Here is a 26,734-nt window from a genome sequence, read left to right as displayed (position 1 = left end):
GATGGCCTTGCTACAGCTGGAGCGCATCAGCGCACAGTACCCCGGCAGCCCTACACCTGTGCTGGCGGATATTTCCCTGAGTCTGGGGCCCCAGCAATTGCTGGTCGCCCTCGGCCCGTCCGGCAGTGGCAAGACATCGCTGTTGAACCTGATTGCCGGTTTCGTCGAGCCCAGCGCCGGCCGCATCACGCTGGATGGTGTACCGGTCAAAGGACCAAGCGCCGAACGCGGCGTAGTGTTTCAGGACGACGCCCTGCTGCCCTGGCAGGACGTGCTGGCCAACGTAGGCTTCGGCCTTGAACTGGCGGGCATTGCCCGGGACAAGCGTGAAATCCGCGCCCGGGAAATGCTCGCGCTGGTCGACCTTTCCGGATTTGAGAACCGACGCATCTGGCAGCTTTCAGGCGGCCAGAAACAGCGTGTCGGCCTGGCCCGCGCCCTCGCCGCCGATCCTCGCGTTTTGCTCATGGACGAGCCCTTCGGCGCGCTCGACGCGTTCACCCGCGAACAAATGCAGGAGCTGCTGCTGCAAGTCTGGCGCCGCACCGCCAAACCGGTGTTCCTGATCACCCATGACATCGAAGAAGCGGTATTCCTCGCCACCGACCTGATTTTGCTGGCCCCCAATCCCGGACAAATCGTCGAGCGCCTGAGCCTGGACTTCGGTCAGCGTTACGCCGCCGGTGAGTCGGCCCGCTCGATCAAATCCGACCCGCTTTTTATCGAAACCCGCGAACACGTGCTCGCCAAGGTGTTCTCCCAACGTAGCGCCGCCCAGCGGCAGGAGCGCGCATGAGCAGTTATGAAGTTCCGGCCGTTGCAGCGGTAAAACCCAATGCAACTGTGGTTCCCGTACGTCGCAGTTTGAGCACGCGCTGGATCAGCGTGCTGACACTGATTGCGCTCGTTGCCATCTGGTGGGCTGTGACAGCCACTGGCTTGATCGAGCCGCTATTCCTGCCACCACCGTCCGCCGTATTGCAAAAAGGCTGGCTGCTGGTGACCAGCGGCTACATGGATTCAACCCTGTGGCAGCATCTGGGCGCGAGCCTCGGCCGTATCGGACTGGGTCTCGGCTTTGCGGTGCTGACTGCCGTGCCAGTGGGCATTGCCATTGGCGCCAACCGCATTGCCCGTGGCGTGCTGGACCCACTGATCGAGTTCTACCGCCCTATTCCACCACTGGCTTATCTGCCGTTGATCGTGATCTGGTGCGGCATCGGTGAGCTGTCGAAAGTCCTGCTGATCTACCTGGCGATTTTCGCGCCGATTGCCATCGCCACCGCCACTGGTGTGCGCACGGTCGACCCGGCCAAATTGCGCGCCGCACAGTCGTTGGGCGCGACTCGGGCACAGTTGATTCGCCATGTGATTCTGCCGAGTGCGCTGCCGGACATTTTGACCGGCGTGCGCATCGGCCTGGGTGTGGGTTGGTCGACGCTGGTCGCTGCCGAGCTGATCGCGGCCACCAGCGGTTTGGGCTTCATGGTGCAGTCCGCCGCGCAATTCCTGGTCACCGATGTGGTGGTGCTGGGGATCCTGGTGATCGCACTGATTGCCTTCGCGATGGAAATGGGCCTGCGTGCACTGCAGCGCAAACTGGTGCCGTGGCACGGCCAGGCCCACTGATTTTTAGTCATGCGAATAACCCTGTGGGAGCGAGCCTGCTCGCGAATACTGAGTGTCAGGCGACATTTCAGTAACTGACACACCGCTTTCGCGAGCAGGCTCGCTCCCACAGGGAACTTGATACACCCCCGAATTGAAGAGAACTTTCATGAGTATCTTGAACATCGTCCCTTTAAGCTCCGCCCTCGGCGCGCAAATCAGTGGCGTCGACATCAGCCAGCCACTGAACCTGGAACAGCGTGACGCCATTGAGCAGGCGCTGCTCAAGCATCAAGTGCTGTTCTTCCGCGACCAACCGATCACGCCGCAGCAACAGGCACGCTTCGCCGCCAATTTCGGCGACCTGCACATTCACCCGATCTACCCGAACGTCCCGGAACAACCGGAAGTGCTGATCCTCGACACCGCCATCACCGACGTGCGCGATAACGCGATCTGGCACACCGACGTGACCTTCCTGCCGACCCCGGCCATGGGCGCGGTGCTCAGTGCCAAGCTGCTGCCGGAGTTTGGAGGCGACACGCTGTGGGCCAGCGGCATCGCGGCGTACGAAGCCTTGTCGGCACCGTTCAAATCCCTGCTCGAAGGCCTGACCGCCACCCACGATTTCACCCGCTCGTTTCCCCTGGAGCGCTATGGCAACACGCCTGAAGCGCTGGCCCAATGGGAAGAAGCACGGCGCAAGAATCCGCCGCTGTCGCACCCGGTGATCCGCACGCACCCGGTGAGCGGACGCCGCTCACTGTTCGTCAATGAAGGCTTCACCTCGAAGATCAATGAACTGTCGGAAACCGAGAGCGAGGCGATTCTGAAATTCCTGTTTGCCCACGCCACCCGCCCGGAATTCACCATTCGCTGGCGCTGGCAGAAAGACGACATTGCATTCTGGGATAACCGCGTGACGCAGCATTACGCGGTGGATGACTACCGGCCGGCGCGGCGGGTGATGCAGCGGGCGACGGTGTTGGGGGATGTGCCGTTTTTTCGCTGAAGCCTGGAGTGCTTTAGTGGCTTTGAGGGCCCATTCGCGAGCAGGCTCGCTCCCACAGTGGAGTTATGTTGACCCAAAATCTGCGGCCAACCGACAAACCCTGTGGGAGCGAGCCTGCTCGCGAAGAGGCCGGAACAGGCGCCGCAAAATCCGGCGCCCAACACTCACTCAGCCCTCGAAGGCTTCTCCCAAAGATTGATCCCGCCCTCCTGGGCAAACCGGTCAATCTCCGCCAACTCCTCCGCGCTGAAGCTCAAATTCTTCAACGCCCCGACGTTCTCGATGATCTGTTCCGGACGGCTCGCACCGATCAGTGCCGACGTCACTCGAGGATCGCGCAGAGTCCAGGCCAGCGCCAGTTGCGCCAGGCTCTGGCCGCGACGCTTGGCAATCTCATTGAGCGCACGCACTTGAGCGATGTTGGCGTCTGACAGGTGGGATGCCTGCAACGAACCACCACCAGGACGATTGACCCGCGCATCCTCCGGCACGCCGTTGAGGTATTTGTCCGTCAGCAATCCCTGCGCCAACGGCGTGAAGGCAATCACGCCGGTGCCGAGCTCATCAGTGGTGTCCAACAGGTCTTTTTCCACCCAACGGTTGAGCAGGTTGTAGGCCGGCTGGTGAATCAGCAACGGTACTTTCCACTCCTTGAGCAACGCCGCCATTTCCCGGGTTTTCACCCCGGAATACGACGAAATACCGATGTACAACGCCTTGCCCTGTTGCACCGCCGTGGCCAGGGCGCTGGCGGTTTCTTCCAGTGGCGTGTCCGGGTCGAAGCGGTGGGAGTAGAAGATGTCGACATAGTCCAGGCCCAGGCGTTGCAGGCTCTGGTCGAGGCTGGCCAGCACGTATTTGCGCGAACCGCCGCCCTGACCGTAAGGACCGGGCCACATGTCCCAACCGGCCTTGCTGGAGATGATCAGCTCGTCGCGGTACTGCTTGAAGTCTTCACGCAGCAAACGACCGAAGTTGATCTCGGCACTGCCGTAGGGCGGGCCATAGTTGTTAGCCAGGTCGAAATGGTTGATGCCCAAGTCAAACGCCGTACGCAACAGCGCACGCTGGGTGTCGATCGGCGTGCTGTCGCCGAAGTTGTGCCACAGGCCCAGGGACAACGCCGGCAGCACCAATCCGCTGCGTCCCACGCGGCGGTATGGAATGGAGTCGTAGCGGTTTTCGGCAGCGGTGTAGGTCATCGAATCCTCTCTTGTCGGTCTTGAATCTGGTCTCGACTGCTTCGCCAGTCGCCCAGCATACGCCCAGACAAACGCCAAAAAACCATGGACTCGACTAATTGCTGAAACGTTTCATATATTTCATCTTTTGCTTATTACCTTGCTTCAGCAAACACCTCCCCCAACCAATCCACAAACACCCGAACCCGTGGCGACATGTGTCTGTTTTGCGGATACAGCACGGATACCGGCATCGGTGGCGGTGGGGTGTCGGCGAGGACTTCCTTGATCAGCCCTTGGGCGATTTGCGTTTCCATGCGGTAGTGCGGGCATTGGATCAGGCCCAAGCCGGCAATGGCCGAAGCGGCGTAGATTTCTGCGCCGAACACTGACACCGCACCCTCGATGGCCACTTCCCTGAGTTGACCATCGACCATGAATTCGAAGGGGAACTGCCTGGCAGTGGTGCGGGAAACGTAGTTCACGGCGCGATGGTTTTTCAGGTCATCGAGGCTTTTCGGTTCGCCGTATTTGCGCAGATAAGCAGGGCTGGCGCAGGTGATCTGGCGCAGGCTGGCGACCTGTCTGCCGATCAGGGTGGAGTCGCTCAGCATACCGGCGCGCAGCACGCAGTCGACCCCTTCGGCGATCAGGTCGACCAGACGGTCGGCTTCGCTGATGGACAGTTCGATGTCCGGGTAACGCGCCATGAATTGCGGCAAGGCCGGGATCACGAAGTGCCTGGCCAGCGTGCCATGCACATCCACGCGCAATCGCCCCTTTGGCGCCACGCTGCGAAACGCCAGCTCGGCCTCTTCCAGTTCTGCCAGTAATTGCACGCAACGCTGGTAATACGCTTCGCCATCCAGCGTGGGACGCACCTTGCGCGTGCTGCGCTCCAGCAACCGTGTGCCGAGCCAGGCTTCGAACTGGTTCAGGGTGTGGGTCAGCGTCGCACGCGGCAGATCCAGGTCATTCGCAGCCAGGGTAAAGCTGCTGCGCTCATAGATCCGGACGAACACTTTCATCGCTTTGACCTGATCCACGGCGGGCTCCTTGATTGTTGGCGATTATTGAACAGTCAAGGCAACTCTCGTGCATTTATCGGCCTGAGTAAACATGTGAAATTGGCTTCACACCCCATCGACAGGAACCACCGCCATGACGACTCAAGACTCGAAAGTAGCCCTCGTAACCGGTGCCTCCCGCGGCATTGGCGCGGTCATCGCCAAGCAATTGGCCAGCGAAGGTTTCGCCGTCGCCATCAACTACGCCAACAGCGCCAGCGAAGCTTCGAAACGGGTGGTGGAGTTGCGTCAGGCCGGCCATCAAGCCATAGCGATCAAGGCCGACGTGGCCAATGCCGACGACGTGCGCCGGATGTTCGACGAGGCGGAAACGCAACTGGGCAAGGTCGATGTGCTGGTGAACAACGCCGGTATTCTCAAGGTCATGCCGTTGGCGCAGCACAGCGACGAGTTGTTCGAGCAGACCTTCAACATCCATGCCCGCGGAACCTTCAACACCCTGCGTGAAGCTGCAACGCGCCTGAACGCTGGCGGGCGGATCATCAACTTTTCCAGCAGCACCGTCGGCCTGAACCTGCCGGGCTATGCGGTGTACATCGCCAGCAAGGCGGCGGTGGAATCCCTGACCCAGGTGTTCGCCAAGGAGATGCGCGGGCGCAACATCACGGTGAATGCCGTGGCGCCCGGGCCGGTGGCGACCGAGCTGTTTTTGCAGGGCAAGAGTGAAGAGCAGATCCAGGGTTTCGCCAAAATGGCACCGTTGGAACGGCTGGGGCAGCCGGAGGACATTTCCCGCGTGGTGTCCTTTTTGGCCGGGCCGGAATCGGCGTGGGTCAATGGGCAGATTTTGCGGGTGAATGGTGGGTTGGTTTAACTATGCTCAAGCTGATACCGAGGTGATCCCTTCGCGAGCAGGCTCGCTCCCACACAAGATCACCGCGATCCCTGTGGGAGCGAGCCTGCTCGCGAATGCTGTCTCAGGAGTAATGCACATCTAAAGGGTGAGACAAGCGATGCACACCACCATCATCATCACCTTCGGCCTGATCCTCCTCGCCCTGATGCTCTACATCGGCGAGAAGATCGGCTTCACCCGCCAGACCCTGGCCTACAGCTTCATCGTGCTGTGGCTGGCGCTGACGCTGATCAACGGCGCGGTCGGCATGGTGCACGCCGGCCAACCATTGAGCACGGAACTGGCGGTCGGCAGCGCCGTGTTCGGCGTCCCGGTGGCGGCGCTGGTGTTGTTCATGGTGCTGACCACCGAAACCTGAAGACCCCGATCAACGCACCAGATGCAAGAACTGCATGTGGCGCTCGTACTGATCAAGGATGTCGTTGATCACCTGCTCCTTGCTGTAACCCACCAGGTCATAGTCCTGACTGCCCTCGCTCAAATGCACCTCCGCCCGGTGGTAGCGGCGGTTATTGAGCTGCTTGGAGCCCATGCCGCCACGGGCGAACGATGGCGTGAAATAGCCGCGCATCTGCACCTGATAGATGAATGGGTGCTGATCGCCATGACCGATCTCCAGGCTGACGCTGTCATTGACCGGTTCAGGATGCGTGAGCACGCTCAGGCCTTTTTCGATGAACACCGCCGACACCTCTTCGATCGCCGGCCGCACCGTTGAATCGAGGAAACGATACACCTCGTCCCGCGACGGGAAATGAACGGCCTGACTCAAGCGCTGACGCCAGCCACCGCGCCGCGAGCCGGACACCGGTGCCAGGGAATGCATCTGCGCAATCTGCTTTTGCGACTCCAGATAGAACGCCTTGTGCAGCCCCCACATCATCGTCAGCAAAATCAGCGAGAACGGCAGCGAAGTCAGCACCACCGCCGACTTCAGCGCATCGATGCTCCCGGAGAACAGCAGCGCACTGGTCACCAGCGCGGTCATCGCGCCCCAGAACACCCGCAGCCATTTCGGCCCGTCTTCATCCGGACCACCGCCCTTGGCGGACAGCGTCGACAGCACCACGGTGCCGGAATCGGCCGAGGTGACGAAAAACACAAAGCTGATAAACACCGTGACCGCGATGACGGTTTTGCTCCACGGGTAGGTTTCCAGCAGCAGGTAAAGGGTCATCGACGGATTGTCGATGGCCGACATGCCCAGGGTGGACATGCCATGGTTGAGCACCTGGTCGATGGCGCTGTTGCCGAAAATCGACATCCACGCCAGGGTGAAACCGAGGGGAATCAACAGCACGCCGAAGACGAATTCACGGATGGTCCGGCCACGGGAAATCCGCGCGATGAACAGCCCCACGAACGGCGCCCATGCAATCCACCAGGCCCAATAGAACACGGTCCAGCCGCCCAGCCAGTCGCTGGGTTTGTCGTAGGCGTACAGGTCGAAACTCTTCATCGGCAAGGCGCCGAGGTAATCGCCCAGGTTCTGGATCAAAGTGTTGAGCAGATGCTGGGTGGGGCCGGCAAACAACACGAACAGCAGCAGCGCACAGGCCAGCAGCATGTTGATATCGGACATCACCCGCACGCCTTTATCGACGCCGGATACCGCGACGATGATCGCCGCGCCCATCATCAGCGTGATCAGCCCGACCTGAATCCACTGGGTATGGGCGATGCCGAACAGGTAGTCCAGGCCCGAGTTGAGGTGCAACACGCCAAAGCCCATGTCGGCACCCAGGCCGAACACCGTGGCGATGATGCCGAAGCCGTCCACCGCGTAGCCGATGGGGCCGTTGATGCGCTTGCCGATCAGCGGGTACAGCGCCGAACGCAGGGCCAGCGGCAAGTTGTGGCGGTAAGCGAAGTAGGCCAGTGCCATGCCGACGAAGGCGAACACGCCCCAGCCATGCAGGCCCCAGTGCAGAAACAGGATCTGCATGGCCTGGCGCGCCGCATCCGCCGTGCCCGCCTCGCCTTGCGGCGGCTGCAGCATGTGGGTCAGCGGTTCGGACACGCAGAAGAAGAACAACGTGATGCTGATCCCGGCGGCGAACAACATGCCGGCCCAGGACAGGTAACTGAATTCGGGCTCGTCGTGGTCGGCACCGAGTTTGATCTTGCCGTAGCCCGATAACGCGGTGACCACCACGAAGACCAGATACAGGGTCATCGCCAACATGTAGTACCAGCCGACCGTATTGGCCGCCCAGTTTTGCGCCGCCAGCAGCCAGGCACCGGCCTGTTCGGGCATGGCCATGACCACCACGCCGAACAACAGAATGAAACTCGCAGCGAACCAGAACACTGGCGGATTCATGCGGACCTGGCCGCTTGAAGGGAGGGACGATGCACTCATGAACCGTGCACCTCGAAGGGGTAAAGCGTGGCTGTAGAAATCGGACTCAGCAAAGGCAAGCCTCCTGTTGTGAGCGGGCGGCGAACCACCGGTTTAACTTGAATGAACGTTCAAGTTAAACATGGATAGGGTGCTAAGGACTAATCGCAGGGCTGGGCGGTCGTATTGGAGCACTAGCTCAAGCAGGGGTATGAGGCGGGTTTGGGGGGATTCGTTCAGTGGAGAATGGGCTGAATGCCATTGTCTCGATACGGCTTGAAAACATTCGCGAGCAGGCTCGCTCCCACAATTGGAAGGCATTTCCCTGTGGGAGCGAGCCTGCTCGCGAAGAGGCCTGCTCGGTCAGCGAAGATCTGAGACCTTACTTCTGCGTCCCATCATCCAGCTGCAAATTCGCCTGGGTCAGGTTGCTGCCCGCCGGCACGCTGCGGGTCAGCCAGACGTTGCCGCCAATGGTCGACCCCTTGCCGATGGTGATCCGCCCCAGAATGGTCGCGCCGGCATAGATCACCACGTCGTCCTCGACAATCGGATGTCGCGGCTGGCCCTTCTGCAACTGACCGTCTTCGTCCGCCGGGAAACGCTTGGCGCCCAGGGTCACGGCCTGATAAATCCGTACCCGCTCGCCGATGATCGCCGTCTCGCCGATCACCACGCCGGTCCCGTGGTCGATAAAGAAACTGCGGCCAATCTGCGCCCCCGGGTGGATGTCGATGCCGGTGGCCGAGTGGGCGATTTCCGCGCTGATCCGCGCCAGCAACGGCAGCCCGGCGCGATACAAATGGTGGGCCAGGCGATGGTGAATCACCGCCAGAATGCCCGGGTAGCACAGCAGCACTTCATCGACGCTGCGTGCCGCCGGGTCACCGTGATAGGCCGCCAGCACGTCGGTATCCAGCAGGCTGCGCAATCCCGGCAGAGCGAGGGCAAAGTCCTGAATGATCTGGATGGTCTTGGCCTCGACCTCGTTCTCGGCCTGGGCGCTGTGACGCGCGGCATAGCGCAATTCGAGTCGCGCCTGAGCCAGCAGTGCATTCAACGCCACATCGAGGGTGTGGCCGACGTAGAAATCTTCACTTTCCTCACGCAGGTCCACCGGCCCCAGGCGCATCGGGAACAACGCACCACACAACGCTTCAAGAATCTCCGCCATGGCCGCCCGGGACGGCAACTCGCGACCGCCCTGCTCGGTGCTGGCGCGGCCGTTTTGCGCACGCCACTGATCACGTGCGGTGCGCAGCTGGCTGACGATGGTCTGCAATTGCCAATGGCTGGAACGCTCACTCACGGTAAAAACTCCTCACGGGCGACCGGACTGTCTGGCCGCACTGACGGCGATTACTTTACGGCAAGGTTCGCGAGCGAAATTAAGAACCAATTGTGCTGTGATAAGTACCATTGGTTATAAGCGATTGACGGTTGCCCAGGCTTTTTGGCGTGCCTATAGTCCTTTCATCCTCCACCGCCAGTACGGACTCATGATCAAACAACAGCTTGCCCGCTTTAACCGTCTCGACCTGCTTGGTCAGCCCACTGCCCTGGAAAAACTCGAACGCCTGTCGACCTGGCTGGGCCGTGATGTGTACGTCAAACGCGATGACCTGACACCACTGGCCATGGGCGGCAACAAGCTGCGCAAACTCGAATATCTCGCTGCCGACGCCTTGGCCCAGGGTGCCGACACCCTGATCACCGCTGGCGCGCTGCAGTCCAACCATGTGCGCCAGACTGCAGCGATTGCGGCCAAACTGGGCCTGGGCTGTGTCGCCCTGCTGGAAAACCCCCTCAATACCGAGGACCCCAACTACGTCGGCAACGGCAACCGCCTGTTGCTGGACCTGTTCGATGCCAAGGTCGAGTTGGTGGAAAATCTCGACAATGCCGACGAACAATTACAGGCACTGGCGTCTCGCCTGCGCAGCAATGGCAAGAAACCCTATCTGGTGCCAATCGGCGGATCCAATGCCCTCGGTGCCCTGGGTTACGTGCGCGCCGGCCTGGAACTGGCCGAGCAGATCAAGGACACAGGGCTGAATTTTTCCGCCGTCGTCCTGGCCTCGGGCAGCGCCGGGACCCACAGCGGTCTGGCGCTGGCCTTGAGCGAAGCCCTGCCGGAGCTGCCAGTGATCGGTGTCACGGTTTCGCGCAGCGAAGAAGATCAGTTTCCGAAAGTACAAGGCCTGGCGGAACGTACCGCCGAGTTGCTGGGCGTGAACCTGCCGGCCAGTTTCAAGGTCGAGTTGTGGGACGAGTATTTCGCACCGCGTTATGGCGAACCAAATGCCGGGACGCTAGCGGCGGTGAAGCTGGTGGCGAGCCAGGAGGGCCTGCTGCTTGACCCGGTCTACACCGGCAAGGCGATGGCGGGGTTGCTGGACGGGATTGGTCGCCAGCGTTTTGATGATGGCCCGATCATCTTCCTGCACACCGGTGGGGCGCCGGCGTTGTTTGCCTACAAGGATTTTCTGTAATCGCCGTAAACCTGTAGGAGCGAGCCTGCTCGCGATGGGCGACGGGGCACCGCGGGGTCTCAGGTTGCCAGCGATATCGTTGACGACCATCGCGAGCAGGCTCGCTCCTTAAGGCGAAAACACAAATATTCCATATTGGAATAAGTAATAGAAAAATCATTATTTTCTATTCTAAAAACGCCATCATATAGTCATGCTGCAGGCGAATTTCCCGAGAGACGCATACGCTGCTTTAAGGCAGGATAGCGCTGTCGTCCAATTCCCGATTTCGCCAATCTTTTTGAAGCGTCTTCCATAAGAAAACACAGGGGCTTGTCATGAATTTTTCCGCACTACGTCGAAATCTGCTGGTGGGTTCGCTGGGCCTGGCACTGAGCGTTGGCCTGATGGGCCAAGCGGTTGCCGGTGAGCAGCTGCAACAAATCAAGGACAAAGGCGTTATCAACGTCGGCCTGGAAGGCACCTACCCGCCATTCAGTTTCGTCGATGCCGACGGCAAGCTGTCGGGCTTCGAAGTCGAATTCTCCGAAGCCCTGGCCAAAGAGCTGGGCGTGAAGGTCAAACTGCAACCGACCAAATGGGACGGCATCCTCGCGGCACTGGAATCCAAGCGTCTGGACGCCGTGATCAACCAGGTGACCATCTCCGAAGAGCGCAAGAAGAAGTATGACTTCTCCGAGCCATACACCGTTTCCGGGATTCAGGCGCTGGTGCTGACGAAGAAGGCCGCCGAGCTGAACATCAAGTCCGCCGCGGACCTGTCTGGCAAGAAAGTCGGCGTAGGCCTGGGCACCAACTACGAACAGTGGGTGAAAGAGAATGTGCCGAAGGCTGATATCCGCACCTACGAAGATGATCCGACCAAGTTCCAGGACCTGCGCGTCGGCCGCATCGATGCCATTTTGATCGACCGCCTGGCCGCGCTGGAATACGCCAAGAAAGCCAAGGACACCACCGCCGCCGGTGATGCGTTCTCCCGTCAGGAAGCCGGTATCGCCCTGCGCAAAGGCGAGCCTGAGCTGCTGGCCGCCGTGAACAAAGCCATCGACAAGCTGCGCGCCGACGGTACGCTGAAAAAGCTTTCGGAAAAATACTTCAGCGCTGACGTCACTCAATAATGGAAGAGGCTTTTCAACTCGCACTGGACTCCGCGCCCTTTCTGCTCAAGGGCGCGTATTACACAGTGATCTTGAGCCTGGGCGGAATGTTCTTCGGCCTGGTGATGGGTTTCGGCCTGGCGCTGATGCGCCTGTCGCGTTTCAAGCTGGTGAGCTGGATCGCCCGCATCTACGTGTCGTTCTTTCGCGGCACGCCGTTGCTGGTGCAACTGTTCGTGATCTATTACGGCTTGCCGCAATTGGGCCTGGAACTCGATCCGCTGCCGGCGGCCCTGATCGGCTTCTCGCTGAACATGGCTGCCTACGCCTGTGAAATCCTGCGCTCCGCGATCAGCTCCATCGAGCGCGGCCAATGGGAAGCGGCTGCCAGTATCGGCATGACCCGCGCGCAAACACTGCGCCGGGCCATCCTGCCGCAAGCGATGCGCACCGCGCTGCCGCCGCTGGGTAACAGCTTCATTTCCCTGGTCAAAGACACCGCGCTGGCAGCCACCATCCAGGTGCCGGAGCTGTTCCGCCAGGCGCAGCTGATCACCGCACGCACCTTCGAAATTTTCACCATGTACCTTGCCGCCGCGCTGATCTACTGGGTCCTGGCCACGGTGCTCTCGCACCTGCAGAACCAGTTGGAAGCCCGGGTCAATCGGCACGATCTGGAGTCCTGACCCAATGATTGTCGTGGAAAAACTGACAAAGCAGTTCAAGGGTCAAGTCGTGCTCAACGGCATCGATCTGCAAGTGAAGGAAGGTGAGGTCGTGGCGATCATCGGGCCCAGCGGCTCGGGCAAGACCACGTTCCTGCGTTGCCTGAATTTCCTGGAAGAACCCACCAGTGGCCGGATCAAGGTCGGCGATATCGAAATCGATACCAGCCGTCCGCTGAACCAGCAGCAAAGCCTGGTGCGCCGTTTGCGCCAGCACGTGGGGTTTGTGTTCCAGAACTTCAACCTGTTCCCCCATCGCACAGCCCTGGAAAACGTCATCGAAGGCCCGATTGTTGTAAAGAAGGTCCCGCGCGACGATGCCGTTACCCTGGCTAATAAGCTGTTGGCCAAGGTAGGCCTGGCGGGCAAGGAAGACGCTTACCCGCGTCGCCTCTCGGGCGGCCAGCAACAGCGTGTGGCGATTGCCCGCGCGTTGGCGATGGAACCGGAAGTGATTCTGTTCGACGAACCGACCTCGGCGCTCGACCCCGAGTTGGTAGGGGAAGTGCTGGCAACCATCCGCGGCCTGGCCGAAGAGAACCGCACCATGGTTATCGTGACCCACGAAATGGCTTTCGCCCGTGACGTGGCTAATCGCGTGGTGTTTTTCGACAAGGGCGTAATCGTCGAACAAGGCGAAGCCAAGGCGCTGTTTGCCAACCCGAAAGAAGAACGCACGAAACAGTTTCTCAGCAAGTTTCTGAACAACTCGCACAACTAATAAACCCCCTCGCAACAAACCATTAACTTCCACGGACGGAAGTTAAACCACCCTCCCGAAGTTCCATTCCCACATAATTAAACCGCACAGACAATAACGCACGCTTGTCAGCGCGCGCGGTACATATATAGGTTGCTCGAAGATTCCCAACATCACCTGGCATGCCTGCCTGGATCTCCAACGCCCCGACACTCCCAGCACACCCCAGAAAACGCTACGCTCTCAGGGTCAACTTCGACGCAATGAGAGAGTTTATTAACTTCAAAGCGTAGGAACTTTCTGAATAACACTCAATTCCTCATACAACTAACCACCTCTATTGACACTTATTCAAGCGCACTCTTATCTACTCTCCAATCGGCGCCCAACATGCACACTCATTATTTCAACTCAAAGTAATGAACGGTTTTGCTGTTCGAATTTCATGTTTTTGCAGAAATGGATTTCGTCGCAGAACTTCAAGGAGAGAACCCCCATGATCTGCATCTCACACATTCCGTCACTTGCGCCACCGACGCTGCAATCCAACAACGCCGGTATCAACATCCTTGCTGCCGCGAACCTGTTGGTCGACGTAGGGCCGTACGCCAACATGGACACCGGCGACCTGATTGAATTGTTCTGGAACGGCAGCTTCGTCGCCTCCCGCGTGCTGTCTGCAAAGAACGTTGGCCACGCCGTCAGCCTGCGGGTGCCGGAAAGCTTTATCGCCAGCGGCTCCGCCTGGGTGCACTACCGCGTGATGCAGGTCGGACGTAACCCGGCGCTGTCGGTGGCGACCCGGGTGCAGGTCAAACTCGACTGCCCTGGCAGTCCATCTTCACCCCACTGGGGGGACGAAAATCAGTGCCTGGCGCCAGTGAGCTTGCCGGCGACCATCCGGCGGCGTGGGGTCAACCCGCAACAGATCCAGCGCGGCGTCCCGCTGACCATCGAGCCCTACACCAACATGTCAGAGGGCGACGAAATAACCCTGCGCTGGGGCGATGCGCGCATGGACCTGCCCCGGCTCAAGGCGCGCGATGTGGGCTTGCCGATTCAGGTTTGGGTGCCGCCTGCGATCATCATCCAGGCCGGCGAAGATCTGCGGCTGGAGGTGACCTACTGCATCCTCGACCGGGTCGGCAACAACTCGCGTTGGGCGCCGGCACGGACGTTGAGGATTGGTTTTGCCCATCCATGCCTCAAAGCCCGATCGAAGAAAACGCTCAAATCGGCCGGCAAGGCCCGCAACCCTCTGTAGGGGCGAGCTCGCTCGCGATGGACTCAAATGCGCCGCGTTTAGCCAGAAATGACGCGTCTTCGTTAACGACCATCGCGAGCAAGCTTGCTCCTGCAAAAAGCCAATTTGGACAGTGAACTGTTGCTACAGAAACAAGTGTTTCTCTACGTACAGTTCGTGGCGACACACTTCTATATATATTCCTAAAAGTTAGTTCAATACTTTTTTATAAACGCTTAGGGTATATACACCGGACCACCGGACATCCTTGTTTTCGTTCGCCGCACCGCGGCGCTTCCATAAGATGTGAGGTAGGTATGGTCCGGAACACAATCACCCCAGTGCAGATCGCCAGGGCATTGCGTGCAGCCAAGGAGCGGCACTGATGTCCAGTCTGGCAGATGCAATCGTCCAGAGTGACCTGGATATCGCCCCATTGTTGTTGCCCGCGCAAGTGCTGCGCAACGACGCACAAGCCATCAAGGCCGCCCATGAGCTGGCGCAAACCGCCCGCCTGCAAGCGGCCAAACGTGACCAGCAGCGCAAGCTGCCGTGGTCGGAAATCGAACAGTTCACCCGCAGCGGCCTTGGCAGCATCGCCATCCCGCGCGAGTACGGTGGGCCGCAGGTTTCTTTCGTGACCCTCGCCGAGGTGTTCGCGATCATTTCCGCCGCCGATCCGGCGCTGGGGCAGATCCCGCAGAACCAGTTCGGCATCCTCAATCTGGTGCTCGGCAGCGCCACCGAAGCGCAGAAAAAGCAGCTGTTCAAAACCGTGCTCGAAGGCTGGCGCATCGGCAACGCCGGGCCGGAACGCGGCACCAAAAACACCCTGGAACTCAAGGCGCGCATCACCGCCAACGGCGAAGGTTTTGTCCTCAACGGGCAGAAGTTCTACTCCACCGGCGCACTGTTCGCCCACTGGGTGGCGGTCAAGGCGCTCAACGACGACGGCAAGCAAGTACTGGCTTTCGTGCGCCGCGGTACACCGGGGCTGCGGATCGTCGATGACTGGTCCGGCTTCGGCCAGCGCACCACCGCCAGCGGCACGATCCTGCTCAACAACGTGCAGGTGGACGCCGAGCTGGTGATCGATAACTGGAAGATCAACGACAAGCCCAACACCCAGGGCGCCGTTTCGCAGTTGATCCAGGCGGCCATCGACGCCGGCATCGCCCGGGGCGCCATCGACGACGCCATCGACTTCGTGAAAACCCGCGCGCGGCCGTGGATCGACGCCAACGTTGAACGGGCCAGCGATGACCTGTACGTGATCGCCGACATCGGCAAACTGAAAATCGAACTGCACGCCGCCGAAGCCCTGCTGCGCAAGGCCGGGCAAGTGCTCGACCAGGTGCACGCCGCGCCACTGACCGCCGAGTCCGCCGCCCGCGCGTCGATTGCCGTGGCCGAAGCCAAAGTCCTGACCACCGAGATCTCGTTGCTGGCCAGCGAAAAGCTCTTCGAGCTGGCCGGCAGCCGCGCCACCCTCGCCGAATTCAACCTTGATCGCCACTGGCGCAACGCGCGGGTGCACACGTTGCACGACCCGGTGCGCTGGAAATATCACGCGGTCGGCGCCTATCACCTGAACGGCACCCTGCCGGCTCGCCATTCCTGGATCTGACGACCAGACATCTGGAGAAACTCATGACTCTTTCTCATCCCGTCGCGGTCATCACCAGCGATGAGCAAGCCCTGATCGTCGCCAGCGACCTGGCCGAAGATTTCAAACGCGACAGCGCCCTGCGCGACCGCGAACGCCGCTTGCCGCACCCGGAGCTGGAAGTGTTTTCCCGCTCGGGCCTGTGGGGCATCAGCGTGCCCAGAGAATACGGCGGCGCCGGTGTTTCCAACGTCACCCTGGCCAAGGTCATCGCCTTGATCGCCCAGGCCGATGGCTCGCTGGGACAGATCCCGCAGAATCATTTTTATGCCCTGGAAGTGCTGCGGGTGAACGGCAGCGAAGAGCAGAAAAAGCGCCTGTACGCCGAAGTATTGGCCGGCCAGCGCTTCGGCAATGCGCTGGCTGAACTGGGCACCAAAACCGCCCACGATCGCGTGACCCGTCTGACGCGCGACGGTAGGGGCTATCGCATTAACGGCCGCAAGTTCTACGCCACCGGCGCGATCTACGCCCAACGCATTCCGACCTCGGTGATCGATGAAAACGGCGTGCAGCAGCTGGCCTTCGTGCCGAGCAACAGCAAAGGCCTGACGGTGATCGACGACTGGAGCGGCTTCGGCCAGCGCACCACCGGCAGCGGTTCGGTGGTGTTCGAAGATGTGTTCGTGGCCGCCGAAGACGTGATCCCGTTCCAGACCGCCTTCGAGCGCCCGACTCCGGTCGGCCCGTTGGCGCAGATTCTCCATGCGGCCATCGACACCGGCATCGCCCGCGCCGCCTATGAAGATGCCCTGCACTTCGTACGCACCAAAACCCGGCCATGGATCGACGCCACACACGACACCGCCACTGGAGATCCGCTGACGCTCAAGAGCTTCGGCCACCTGAGCATTCGCCTGCACGCCACCGAAGCGTTGCTGGAACGTGCCGGTGAATTCCTCGACAAGGCCCAGGCCGACACCAACGCCGAGACCGTCGCCGCCGCGTCGATTGCCGTCGCCGAAGCCCGGGCCATAAGCACCGAGATTTCCCTCGCCGCCGGAACCACGCTGTTCGAACTGGCGGGCAGCCAGGCGACCCTGCGCGAACACGGCCTCGATCGCCACTGGCGCAACGCCCGGGTGCATACCCTGCACGACCCGGTGCGCTGGAAGTATTACGCCGTGGGCAATTACTACCTCAACGATGAAAACCCGCCACTGCGGGGGACTATCTGATGGCTGCCGCGAAAAAGAAGATCCTGCTCAACGCGTTCAACATGAACTGCATCGGGCACATCAACCATGGCCTGTGGACCCATCCACGGGACAACTCGACCCAATACAAGACAATCGAATACTGGACCGAACTGGCGCAGCTGCTGGAGCGCGGGCTGTTCGACGGCCTGTTCATCGCCGACATCGTCGGCGTCTATGACGTGTACCAGAACTCGGTGGACGTGCCGCTGAAGGAGTCGATCCAGTTGCCGGTCAACGACCCGCTGTTGCTGGTGTCGGCCATGGCCGCGGTAACCAAAAACCTCGGTTTCGGCCTCACCGCCAACCTCACCTACGAGCCGCCGTACCTGTTCGCCCGGCGCATGTCGACGCTGGATCACCTGAGTCGCGGCCGGGTGGGCTGGAACATCGTCACCGGCTACCTCGACAGCGCCGCCAAGGCCATGGGCCTGAACGAACAGGTCGAGCACGACCGTCGTTACGACCAGGCCGACGAATACCTGGAGGTGCTCTACAAGCTCTGGGAAGGCAGCTGGGAAGACGGCGCGGTGTTGAACGATCCGCAGCAGCGGGTCTATGCCCAGCCGGAGAAAGTGCACAAGGTCGAACACAAGGGCGAGTTCTATCAGGTCGAGGGTTATCACCTGTGCGAACCGTCGCCGCAGCGCACGCCGGTGCTGTTCCAGGCTGGCGCTTCCGATCGTGGATTGCTGTTCGCCGGGCGCCACGCCGAGTGCGTGTTCATCAGTGGCCAGAACAAGCCGTCGACCAAGGTCCAGGTGGACAAGGTGCGCGCCAGTGCCGTCGAGGCCGGGCGCAATCCCGAGGACATCAAGGTGTTCATGGGCCTGAACGTGATTGTCGGCGCGACCGAAGAGCTGTCCTGGCAGAAGCACGCCGAATACCGCAGCTACGCCAGTGCCGAAGCCGGCGTGGCGCATTTCTCGGCGTCCACCGGGATCGATTTTTCCCAGTACGACATCGACGAACCGATCCAGTACGTGAAGAGCAACGCCATCCAGTCCGCCACCAAGCACCTGCAAAACAACGACTGGACCCGACGCAAACTGCTCGACCAGCACGCCCTCGGTGGACGCTACATCACCGTGGTCGGCTCGCCCGAACAAGTGGCGGATGAACTCGAATCGTGGATCGCCGAAACGGGCCTGGACGGCTTCAACCTGACACGCGTCGTCACGCCGGAAAGCTATGTGGATTTCATCGAACTGGTGATCCCGGAACTGCAACGGCGTGGTTCGTACAAGACCGCTTACGACGATGGCAGCTTGCGGGAAAAGCTGTTTCGCGAAGGGGCGTATTTGCCTGAGCAACATACCGGGTCCGCCTACCGACGCTAACAGCATCGCTGGCAAGCCAGCTCCCACAGGGATCGTGTGAACACCCGAAAAACCTGTGGGAGCTGGCTTGCCAGCGATGAGGCCCGAATAGACACCCCAATTTTATGCACTGACTGGAAACCTGATCATGACTAAGACTTACTTCTCTCACCCAGTCAAAGCACTGGCCCTGGCCCTCGGCCTCTTCAGCTCCGTCACCTTCGCCGCCGACCCGGCGTTGAAAATCGGCACCACCGCCGCCTTCGCCATTCCGCTGGAAGCGGCGGTCGAGGAAGCCAGCAAGCAAGGCCTGAAAGTCGAACTGGTGGAGTTCACCGACTGGATCGCCCCCAACGTCAGCCTCGCCGCCGGCGACATCGACGTGAACTACTTCCAGCACATCCCGTTCCTGGAAAACGCCAAGGCCGCCTCGGGGTTTGATCTGGTGCCGTTCGCACCGGGGATCATCAACAACGTCGGCCTCTATTCGAAAAAATACAAAAGCTTCGACGAGTTGCCAGAAGGCGCCAGCGTGGCCATCGCCAACGACCCGATCAACAGCGGTCGCGGCTTGCAGCTGCTGGCCAAGGCCGGCCTGATTACCCTCAAGCCAGGCGTGGGTTACAAGGCCACCGAAGACGACATCGTCGCCAACCCGAAAAAAATCAAGATTCTGCAGGTCGAAGCGGTGCAACTGGTGCGCGCCTATGACGATGCCGATCTGGTCCAGGGCTACCCCGCCTACATCCGTCTGGCGAAGACTTTCGATGCCGGCTCCGCCCTGCTGTTCGACGGTCTGGACCACAAGGAATACGTGATTCAGTTCGTGATCCAGCCCAAGAGCAAAACCGACCCGCGCCTGATCAAGTTCGTCGACATCTACCAGCACTCGCCGGCCGTTCGCGCTGCTTTGGATAAAGCCCACGGCAAGCTCTACCAAGCCGGTTGGGAAAGCTGAAAATGACCGCAGCCACCCAACTGCGACTGGAAATTCCAGAGCCCAAGCAAGCAATACAAACTGAGCTGCACCCGGAGCTGAACCACGCCCACGTGCGCTTCATCAACCTGGGCAAAACCTACGACGGCCAGCAAGGACCGGTGGCCGCCCTGCACGGCATCGACCTGGCGATCCAGCGCGGTGAAGTGTTCGGCATCATCGGCCGCAGCGGCGCCGGCAAGTCGTCGCTGATCCGCACCATCAACCGCCTCGAACAGCCGAGCAGCGGTCGGGTGCTGATCGATCAGGTGGACATCGGCGAGTTCGATGAAGACCGTCTGGTGGCGCTGCGTCGGCGCATCGGCATGATCTTCCAGCACTTCAACCTGATGTCGGCCAAGACCGTCTGGCAGAACGTCGAATTGCCGCTGAAAGTTGCCGGCGTACCGAAGGAAAAACGCGACCAGAAAGTCCGTGAGCTGCTGGAGCTCGTGGGTCTGGAAGCCAAGCACAAGGCCTACCCTTCGCAGCTTTCCGGCGGGCAGAAACAGCGCGTCGGCATCGCCCGCGCGCTGGTCCACGACCCGGCGATTCTGCTCTGCGATGAAGCCACGTCGGCGCTGGACCCGGAGACCACGCAATCGATCCTCGGCCTGCTGCGCGAGATCAATCGGCGCCTGGGCCTGACCATCATTTTGATCACCCACGAAATGGCGGTGATCCGCGAGATCTGCGATCGCGTGGTCGTCCTCGAACGCGGGCGCGTGGTGGAACAGGGGCCGGTCTGGGAAGTCTTCGGCAACCCGCAGCATGAGGTCAGCAAGACCTTGCTCGCGCCGTTGCAGCATGCCCTGCCTGCGGAGTTGCAAAGCCGCTTGCAGGCGCAACCACAGTCCTCGGAAGACGCCGTGGTGCTGCGCCTGCAATTCACTGGCACGGCGCAGGACGAACCGGACATCGCCGCCCTGTTCGCCACCCTCGGCGGCCGTGTGCGCCTGCTGCAAGGTGGCGTGGAACGGATTCAGGGCCATGCACTGGGGCAATTGCTGCTGGCGGTGACAGGCTCGTCCCTGGACGCCGAACAATTGCGCCAGCGCGCCGGTCAATGGGCGCAGCAGGTGGAGGTGTTGGGTTATGTGGTTTGATCGCTTGCTGCAAGGCTTTGTCGACACGTTTTTGATGGTCGGCGTGTCGTCGTTGATCGCCCTGCTGGCGGGCATTCCGCTGGCGGTGATCCTGGTCACCAGTTCCAAGGGCGGCATCTACGAAGCCCCGGCGGTGAATCGTGCGCTGGGTGCGTTCGTGAACCTGTTCCGCTCGATCCCGTTCCTGATCCTGATGGTGGCGCTGATCCCGTTCACCCGCCTGATCGTCGGCACCACCTACGGCGTATGGGCGGCCGTGGTACCGCTGACCATCGCTGCCACGCCCTTCTTTGCGCGGATTGCCGAAGTGAGTCTGCGCGAGGTGGATCACGGCCTGATCGAAGCGGCGCAGGCCATGGGCTGCCGGCGCCAGCACATCGTTTGGCACGTGCTGCTGCCCGAAGCGCTGCCGGGGATAGTCGGCGGTTTCACCATCACCCTGGTGACCATGATCAACTCCTCGGCCATGGCCGGGGCGATTGGTGCCGGTGGGTTGGGCGACATTGCGTATCGCTATGGGTATCAGCGCTTCGACAGCCAGATCATGCTGACGGTGATTGTGCTGCTGGTGGCGTTGGTGGCGGTGATTCAGTTGGGCGGGGATCGCCTGGCGCGGGGGTTGAACAAGCGTTGAGTACGCTGGCCGTTGTGATGCTTCCTGTGGCGAGGGGATTTATCCCCGTTCGACTGCGCAGCAGTCGCAGAACCTGCGGACCGCATATCCCTGATACACCTCATTGAATGGTTTGGGGGCCGCTGCGCGGCCCAACGGGGATAAATCCCCTCGCCACAGATAAATTCCCTCGGCACAGGGAATCCCTTTGGCTTTTGGGGTAAGTTTTCGCACAGGAAAATCAGCTTTTCCGAAGGCGCGATCCCTTTCCTTTGCAGGACATTTCCTAGATCATTTCGCCCGCTTGCGCCTGCCAAATCCGGTGACTAGTCTCGGCCGGTCACTGCTCATCAGTGATCGGGTTTAGTAGCCCCGGACAATAGGTGCATAGCAAGTCCATGCTCGGCAATTCTTGCCGCGTGCAAAATGGTAGCTGTGCGTGGGGCATCTCTGGATGCACCGGTTTTCCTATTGACCGGCCTACTACCCGCGCACAGCCACCACCCAATCGTTTAGTAGGCGGTAAGTGATGGCTCCCATGTAGCAATAGGAGTAAATCATGGAAAAATCCGTTCCCGATCCACCAGAAAATCCCTCCAACGAAACCGTCACTGACGACCTGCTCAGAGACCGCTCCGCCCTCTACCGCGCCATCGATTTCTACCTCACCGGCGATCAGCCCTCGCCTCCCGATGAACTGCGGTTCTACAACGTCAGCAAGGACGTGAGCTTCGAAGACACCCAGCTCTACATCGCCGACTTGCTGCGCTGTGCCTCGGTCACCGCGTACCAGTGTGGCGACGATCTCAAGGGTGCCGACCGGGCCATGGTGTTTTCGGTGTGGCATTTGCTGGAGATTGCGAAGGCGATGGTGGATCGATCCATTGAGTGTTTGGGGATGAAGCAGGGCTGAACGCTGGAACGGGAGTGGGTCAGCCCGCTCCCACTGAAGGGATAAGGTTTTATGAATTTTATAATCGAATCGATGACGGATAAGTCCAAATAAAACTAATCCACTGTAATTTATGACAGTTGATACCCATAAGAAAACAAACAATATTAATCACAAGAAAAGCCTTAGTATTTCAGCCCAGACTATCGATTTAACGCCATCTTAAATCGATAAAATGCTGCATCAATGAACAATGTACTTTCCAGTCTAAATTCACACGAGGGATCGTGTCATGCCAGTACTCTGTTGCCCAGCGACCTCTGTCCCGGAACACACTATCAGCATGGAGCAGACACTGGAACTTGCACGTCGACTCTATCCCCGCCATGAAAATCTATCGCTCATTTTGCGACTGATAAAAAACACCGGCGTCAATAAACGGCACTTTGTACAACCAATCGAAAAGACACTGACGCACCCAGGCTTTGAGGAGCGCAACCTTATTTATGTACACGAAGCCAAGCGCCGACTTCCAAAAGTTATTGAAACAGCGCTAAAAAATGCACAAGTCAGTGCCCATCAAATCGATGCAATCATTTTCGTGTCATGCACGGGCTTCACCATGCCATCACTTACCGCATGGATAATCAATAATCTTGGCTTTCGCAATGACACCAGACAGCTACCTATCGCGCAACTCGGATGCGCTGCCGGCGGTGCAGCAATCAATAACGCCCACAATTTTTGCCTGGCTTACCCGGAATCAAATGCATTGATTGTGGCCTGTGAATTTTGCTCTTTATGCTATCAACCTTCCGATATGAGCATTGGCAATCTGTTATCAAACGGGCTGTTTGGTGACGCCTTGGGCGCTGCGGTTGTCCGCGGCCAAGGGGGACGCGGAATGCGTCTGGAGCACAACGGATCGCGACTGGTATTAGGCACGGAAGACTGGATCAGTTATGCAGTCAAGAAAACCGGCTTTCACTTCCAACTGGACAGGCGAGTGCCAAAAACCATGGAGCAATTGGCTCCCGAGCTACGTGCCATGGCAACCACTTACGACTGGGATGTTGAAAAACTGGGTTTTTATATTATTCACGCCGGTGGCCCTCGGATACTTTCCGATCTGTCGCACTTTTTGAATGTTGAACTCCATTTGTTCGCTCACAGCCAAGCCACTCTAACCGAGTACGGCAACATAGCTTCCGTTGTTGTTCTTGATGCATTACGCCGCCAATTCGACGCGGGACTGGCCGATGGCTCGCGCGGAATTATCGCCGGATTTGGCCCCGGGATTACTGCCGAAATTATCCTGGGCACATGGCAGGGAACCGGCACCCAATGAAAACTGATTCCAAGGAGAATGCTTCATGAACCATCAACATACGCAATCTGCCAATCAGTTAACCCTTGGCGGTGACATGACCATCAACCGCCTTGGATATGGGGCCATGCACCTGACCGGCTACGGTATGTGGGGCGATCCTGATGATCCGAAAAAGGCGGTCAAACTGCTTCGACGAGCCGTCGAGCTTGGCGTTAACTTCATTGATACTGCGGACTGCTATGGCCCTGGAAATAATGAACAGATCATTCGTCGTGCCTTGCACCCCTATAGTGACGATCTGGTGATATGCACCAAAGGAGGCTTGCTGCGCTCAGGCCCAAAAGACTGGATTCATGGCGAGCCCGGAGCCCCTTACATCGTTCCCTGCGGACGCCCGGCCTATTTGCGCCAACAGGTAGAATTGAGCCTGCGCAATTTGGGTATGGAGCGTATCCCGCTCTACCAACTCCATAGTATCGATCCCGCTGTGCCGCTTGCGGATCAACTGGGTGAACTCGCCGCCCTTCAGCAACAGGGAAAGATTCGACACATCGGTTTGTCTGGGCAACCGGCTGTGTCCGTTGCTCAACTCAAGAAAGCTCAAAAAATTGTCGACATCGTCGCGATAGAGAACTTGTACAACGTAGCCGATCGAACCGACGATCCAACGCTGAAATTCGCGCAGAAGAATAACGTTGCTTATATCCCCTGGTTTCCGTTAGGGCATGGAGGCCTGGTTGGCCCGGACAACGTGCTTTCGCCAATTGCAAAACGCTATGGCGTCACGCCCTCACAACTTGCTTTGGCGTGGTTACTACATAAGTCCCCAGCAACAGTTCTCATCCCGGGAACCACATCAATTAAACATTTGGAAGAAAACATAAAAACAACTGACATTCAGTTGAGCGCGTCCGACATGGCTGCTATTGCAAAAGCCGTTGATGACGCAAATCCGCCTACCTGGCGACCTGAACATTAGGCGCGCGCCGTTTATCCGCAACTGAGAGCAGGAGCGTCGATATGTCCATCAACCACCCCAATGTAAAAATACTGCGCGCCATTTATAAAGACCTGAGCTGCATCGATATATATGTTGATGATGATGTCGTCCTGCATACCGCTGACCGAGAGATACCGGGACACGTCGCAAAGATCATTGGCAAAAACGCAGTGCTGGCGAAAGAACTTGAACTGATTGAATTGACCCAAAATACGCTTGTCATGGATGTGCAAAGCATCATTGCGAATGATCACTTCGGGGCAGTCTTGGGCGTGTTACGCATGTTCATCAAAGGCAGCCATCATGAAATGCCCTTCTGTGGACTTTGGCGATTTCGTAATGGTCGCATCGTTGAACATTGGGAGAACGCCTACGACCCAACGGTTTTGGGCAACTTTTTTTAAAGACACCTCTAGACCTGATCCCATCAACCCAGAGGAGTGTCAGTCAATGCAAACACCTGCCGCGCCAATTCCAAGCGCCCAACCACTGATGGATCTCGTCACGGGTTTTTGGGCATCCAAAGTTCTGGCCGTCGCCAATAAGCTGAATCTGTTCACTGATCTCTGTGAATCCGGTGGCATGACTGTTTCCGAGTTCTCTCAACGTTACAACATTCAACCGCGGCCAGCCGAAATGCTACTGACCGCCTGCGCTGCGCTAGGACTGCTGGAAAAACGGAATGATCGCTACACAAACTCTCAACTGTCCGAGCACTACCTCGTCCGCGACAACCCCCTTTATTTCGGAGGCTGGATTGAAATGGCCGACCGCCGTGAGTACCCGGCGTGGATGCAGTTGGAAAAGGCGCTGCGTAACAATTGTCCGCAGACGTGGGATCCGAACAAACAAAATAGTCTGTTTGATGCTGAAGACCCCGAGCTTGTGCATGATTTCTGGGAGGCGATGTATGCATTGTCAATCACGACGGCTCAAAAGCTTCTGCAAGTCATCGACTTCTCAACAACCCGATACCTGCTCGATGTCGGAGGCGGCGGTGCTGCCTTCGACATTGTTTTTTGCAAGCGATACCCCAAGCTAAAGTCAGCTGTTTATGACTTGCCCTTTGTCTGCGAATTGACCCGCCCAAAAATCGATAAGGCCGGCCTTGCAAAACGCATCGTCCTGATCGAAGGAAATTTTTTCACCGACCCCTACCTGCCGTACGGGCATGAGGTCATTTTACTGTCCCGGATACTGCTTGACTGGAACGAAGATGATTGCCAGATGATCATCGAAAAATGCCACCGTGCCTTGGTGCCTGGCGGAAGATTGGTGATCTGTGACCAGTTCGTGAATGACAGTAAGGATGGGCCTGTAGGCGCAGCGCTGATGAGCCTCAACATGCTGATTGAAACCTGGGGGCGTAATTACACCGGCGCTGAATATGGCAGTTGGTTGAAAAAAGCCGGTTTTACCCGTATCGAAACCGTTCAGTTCGATGCCCCTGCCGCCAACGGCGCGATAATCGGGTACAAGTCCGCCTTGAGCTCTATGCCCATCCGGTATGAAACCTGATCACCCATTCAAGCCTCCATGTAATAACCGCCTGATGTTTATGGAAAACAGTAATAGGTGCGGGGATATTTTAAAGCCCTATAGTGAGTGATCACTTAACCTTCATTACCGCGCAGCCCACCATGAAACAGACCCCCACCGACCTCAACCAGATCACCGCCACCACCCTGGCCCATTACAACTCGGTGGCCGAGGGTTTTCGCGAAGGGACGCGTGATCACGATGTCAGCCAAAACATCGATGCGCTGCTGCGGCACATCCAGGGCGAGGCGCCGTTTCAGATCCTGGATTTTGGCTGTGGGCCGGGCCGTGATTTGCAGACCTTCACCCGCATGGGCCACACCGCCGTCGGCCTCGACGGTGCGGAAAAATTTGCCGGGATGGCCCGTGAAGACAGCGGTTGCGAGGTCTGGCATCAGGACTTCTTGAAGCTCGATTTACCGAGCGAGCGCTTCGACGGGATTTTCGCCAACGCCGTGTTGTTCCACATCCCGCGCCAGGAGCTGCCTCGGGTGTTGAAGGAACTGCGCGCAACGTTGAAGCCGGGGGGCGTGTTGTTCAGCTCCAACCCCCGTGGCGAGAATCAGGAGGGCTGGAATGGGCCGCGTTATGGGGCGTATCACGATCTCACGGCGTGGCAGCAGTTGCTGACCGAGGCGGGGTTTGTGGAGCTGGAGCATTACTACCGGCCGGCGGGGTTGCCGCGGGAGCAGCAGCCTTGGTTGGCGAGTGTTTGGCGAAAGGTTTGAAGCCTTGAGGGTGGCGGTGTTTGTAC

Annotated in this window: 26 protein-coding genes; 22 read left to right on the top strand and 4 right to left on the bottom strand. The window is 59.1% G+C overall.

Annotated features, from left to right (window positions below; all coding sequences use genetic code 11):
• Position 1: 1 nt before the first annotated feature.
• The 3 genes from tauB to tauD all read left to right on the top strand — a co-directional run bounded on the left by tauB (position 2) and on the right by tauD (position 2,620).
• A complete protein-coding gene (tauB, locus tag HNQ83_RS05980) occupies positions 2-796 on the top strand; it encodes a taurine ABC transporter ATP-binding subunit (protein WP_175388098.1) in 795 nt (264 codons plus the stop codon).
• Positions 793-1,629 carry a taurine ABC transporter permease TauC gene (tauC, locus tag HNQ83_RS05975; RefSeq protein WP_175388097.1) on the top strand — a complete coding sequence of 279 codons (837 nt, stop codon included), beginning with the start codon at positions 793-795 and terminating at the stop codon, positions 1,627-1,629. The genes tauB and tauC overlap by 4 nt, the downstream gene beginning before the upstream one ends.
• A 148-nt stretch (positions 1,630-1,777) precedes the next feature.
• Positions 1,778-2,620, top strand: a complete 843-nt coding sequence (gene tauD, locus HNQ83_RS05970) for a taurine dioxygenase (protein WP_175388096.1) — start codon at positions 1,778-1,780, stop codon at positions 2,618-2,620.
• A 164-nt stretch (positions 2,621-2,784) separates the two neighbouring features.
• Here tauD and mgrA read toward each other — a convergent pair whose 3' ends face one another.
• Positions 2,785-3,822 (bottom strand): L-glyceraldehyde 3-phosphate reductase, encoded by a 1,038-nt coding sequence (gene mgrA, locus HNQ83_RS05965; protein ID WP_175388095.1) that lies wholly within the window; start codon positions 3,820-3,822, stop codon positions 2,785-2,787.
• A 134-nt stretch (positions 3,823-3,956) separates the two neighbouring features.
• The gene (locus HNQ83_RS05960; RefSeq protein WP_175388094.1) at positions 3,957-4,847 is read right to left on the bottom strand and encodes a LysR substrate-binding domain-containing protein; all 891 of its coding nucleotides are present in this window, start codon (positions 4,845-4,847) and stop codon (positions 3,957-3,959) included.
• Positions 4,848-4,962: 115 nt separating this feature from the next.
• On the opposite strand from HNQ83_RS05960, the gene HNQ83_RS05955 reads away from it, so the two are divergent.
• Positions 4,963-5,703, top strand: coding sequence for an SDR family oxidoreductase (locus tag HNQ83_RS05955; RefSeq protein WP_175388093.1), 741 nt, complete (start codon positions 4,963-4,965; stop codon positions 5,701-5,703).
• Positions 5,704-5,842: 139 nt separating this feature from the next.
• Complete coding sequence (locus HNQ83_RS05950) at positions 5,843-6,103, top strand: hypothetical protein (protein ID WP_175388092.1); 261 nt, start codon at positions 5,843-5,845, stop codon at positions 6,101-6,103.
• A 9-nt stretch (positions 6,104-6,112) separates the two neighbouring features.
• Here HNQ83_RS05950 and betT read toward each other — a convergent pair whose 3' ends face one another.
• Together betT and epsC are read right to left on the bottom strand one after the other, a co-directional pair.
• Positions 6,113-8,068: a choline transporter BetT gene (gene betT / locus HNQ83_RS05945; RefSeq protein ID WP_175388210.1), complete on the bottom strand. Its 1,956-nt coding sequence runs from the start codon at positions 8,066-8,068 to the stop codon at positions 6,113-6,115.
• 400 nt (positions 8,069-8,468) lie between these two features.
• A complete protein-coding gene (gene epsC / locus HNQ83_RS05940; protein WP_175388091.1) occupies positions 8,469-9,395 on the bottom strand; it encodes a serine O-acetyltransferase EpsC in 927 nt (308 codons plus the stop codon).
• A 190-nt stretch (positions 9,396-9,585) separates the two neighbouring features.
• Here epsC and HNQ83_RS05935 point away from each other — a divergent pair, with 190 nt between their 5' ends.
• The 17 genes from HNQ83_RS05935 (at position 9,586) to HNQ83_RS05855 (ending at position 26,708) form a co-directional block, all read left to right on the top strand.
• Entirely contained in the window at positions 9,586-10,578 is a 993-nt protein-coding gene (locus tag HNQ83_RS05935) for a D-cysteine desulfhydrase (RefSeq protein ID WP_175388090.1), read from the top strand.
• A gap of 317 nt (positions 10,579-10,895) precedes the next feature.
• On the top strand, positions 10,896-11,696 hold the full coding sequence (gene tcyJ, locus HNQ83_RS05930) for a cystine ABC transporter substrate-binding protein (RefSeq protein WP_175388089.1): 801 nt from the start codon (positions 10,896-10,898) through the stop codon (positions 11,694-11,696).
• Positions 11,696-12,361, top strand: a complete 666-nt coding sequence (tcyL, locus tag HNQ83_RS05925) for a cystine ABC transporter permease (RefSeq protein WP_175388088.1) — start codon at positions 11,696-11,698, stop codon at positions 12,359-12,361. Before tcyJ ends, tcyL begins: the two co-directional genes overlap by 1 nt.
• 4 nt (positions 12,362-12,365) lie before the next feature.
• Entirely contained in the window at positions 12,366-13,121 is a 756-nt protein-coding gene (gene tcyN, locus HNQ83_RS05920; protein WP_175388087.1) for an L-cystine ABC transporter ATP-binding protein TcyN, read from the top strand.
• A gap of 475 nt (positions 13,122-13,596) precedes the next feature.
• Positions 13,597-14,364 (top strand): hypothetical protein, encoded by a 768-nt coding sequence (locus HNQ83_RS05915; RefSeq protein ID WP_175388086.1) that lies wholly within the window; start codon positions 13,597-13,599, stop codon positions 14,362-14,364.
• A gap of 364 nt (positions 14,365-14,728) precedes the next feature.
• Positions 14,729-15,970, top strand: coding sequence for an SfnB family sulfur acquisition oxidoreductase (locus HNQ83_RS05910; RefSeq protein WP_175388085.1), 1,242 nt, complete (start codon positions 14,729-14,731; stop codon positions 15,968-15,970).
• Positions 15,971-15,993: 23 nt separating this feature from the next.
• Positions 15,994-17,187 carry an SfnB family sulfur acquisition oxidoreductase gene (locus HNQ83_RS05905; protein WP_175388084.1) on the top strand — a complete coding sequence of 398 codons (1,194 nt, stop codon included), beginning with the start codon at positions 15,994-15,996 and terminating at the stop codon, positions 17,185-17,187.
• On the top strand, positions 17,187-18,545 hold the full coding sequence (locus HNQ83_RS05900; protein ID WP_175388083.1) for an LLM class flavin-dependent oxidoreductase: 1,359 nt from the start codon (positions 17,187-17,189) through the stop codon (positions 18,543-18,545). Before HNQ83_RS05905 ends, HNQ83_RS05900 begins: the two co-directional genes overlap by 1 nt.
• Positions 18,546-18,672: 127 nt before the next feature.
• The gene (locus HNQ83_RS05895) at positions 18,673-19,482 is read left to right on the top strand and encodes a MetQ/NlpA family ABC transporter substrate-binding protein (RefSeq protein WP_175388082.1); all 810 of its coding nucleotides are present in this window, start codon (positions 18,673-18,675) and stop codon (positions 19,480-19,482) included.
• Between the two features lie 2 nt (positions 19,483-19,484).
• On the top strand, positions 19,485-20,606 hold the full coding sequence (locus tag HNQ83_RS05890; RefSeq protein ID WP_175388081.1) for a methionine ABC transporter ATP-binding protein: 1,122 nt from the start codon (positions 19,485-19,487) through the stop codon (positions 20,604-20,606).
• Entirely contained in the window at positions 20,596-21,240 is a 645-nt protein-coding gene (locus HNQ83_RS05885; RefSeq protein WP_175388080.1) for a methionine ABC transporter permease, read from the top strand. The genes HNQ83_RS05890 and HNQ83_RS05885 overlap by 11 nt, the downstream gene beginning before the upstream one ends.
• A gap of 538 nt (positions 21,241-21,778) precedes the next feature.
• Entirely contained in the window at positions 21,779-22,132 is a 354-nt protein-coding gene (locus HNQ83_RS05880; protein ID WP_175388079.1) for a DUF6124 family protein, read from the top strand.
• Positions 22,133-22,454: 322 nt separating this feature from the next.
• The gene (locus tag HNQ83_RS05875) at positions 22,455-23,459 is read left to right on the top strand and encodes a type III polyketide synthase (RefSeq protein WP_306154976.1); all 1,005 of its coding nucleotides are present in this window, start codon (positions 22,455-22,457) and stop codon (positions 23,457-23,459) included.
• A gap of 25 nt (positions 23,460-23,484) precedes the next feature.
• Complete coding sequence (locus tag HNQ83_RS05870) at positions 23,485-24,420, top strand: aldo/keto reductase (RefSeq protein WP_175388077.1); 936 nt, start codon at positions 23,485-23,487, stop codon at positions 24,418-24,420.
• A gap of 41 nt (positions 24,421-24,461) precedes the next feature.
• Positions 24,462-24,845 (top strand): nuclear transport factor 2 family protein, encoded by a 384-nt coding sequence (locus HNQ83_RS05865; protein ID WP_175388076.1) that lies wholly within the window; start codon positions 24,462-24,464, stop codon positions 24,843-24,845.
• 46 nt (positions 24,846-24,891) lie between these two features.
• Entirely contained in the window at positions 24,892-25,959 is a 1,068-nt protein-coding gene (locus HNQ83_RS05860; protein ID WP_175388075.1) for a methyltransferase, read from the top strand.
• A 122-nt stretch (positions 25,960-26,081) separates the two neighbouring features.
• Positions 26,082-26,708: a bifunctional 2-polyprenyl-6-hydroxyphenol methylase/3-demethylubiquinol 3-O-methyltransferase UbiG gene (locus HNQ83_RS05855; RefSeq protein WP_175388074.1), complete on the top strand. Its 627-nt coding sequence runs from the start codon at positions 26,082-26,084 to the stop codon at positions 26,706-26,708.
• Positions 26,709-26,734: the final 26 nt, after the last annotated feature.

This window comes from Pseudomonas sp. C2B4 (genome assembly GCF_013359695.1).
Classification (GTDB): Bacteria; Pseudomonadota; Gammaproteobacteria; order Pseudomonadales; family Pseudomonadaceae; genus Aquipseudomonas.
Note: the sequence above shows the minus strand (reverse complement) of the source record. Positions and strands in the feature narration are given on the sequence as shown.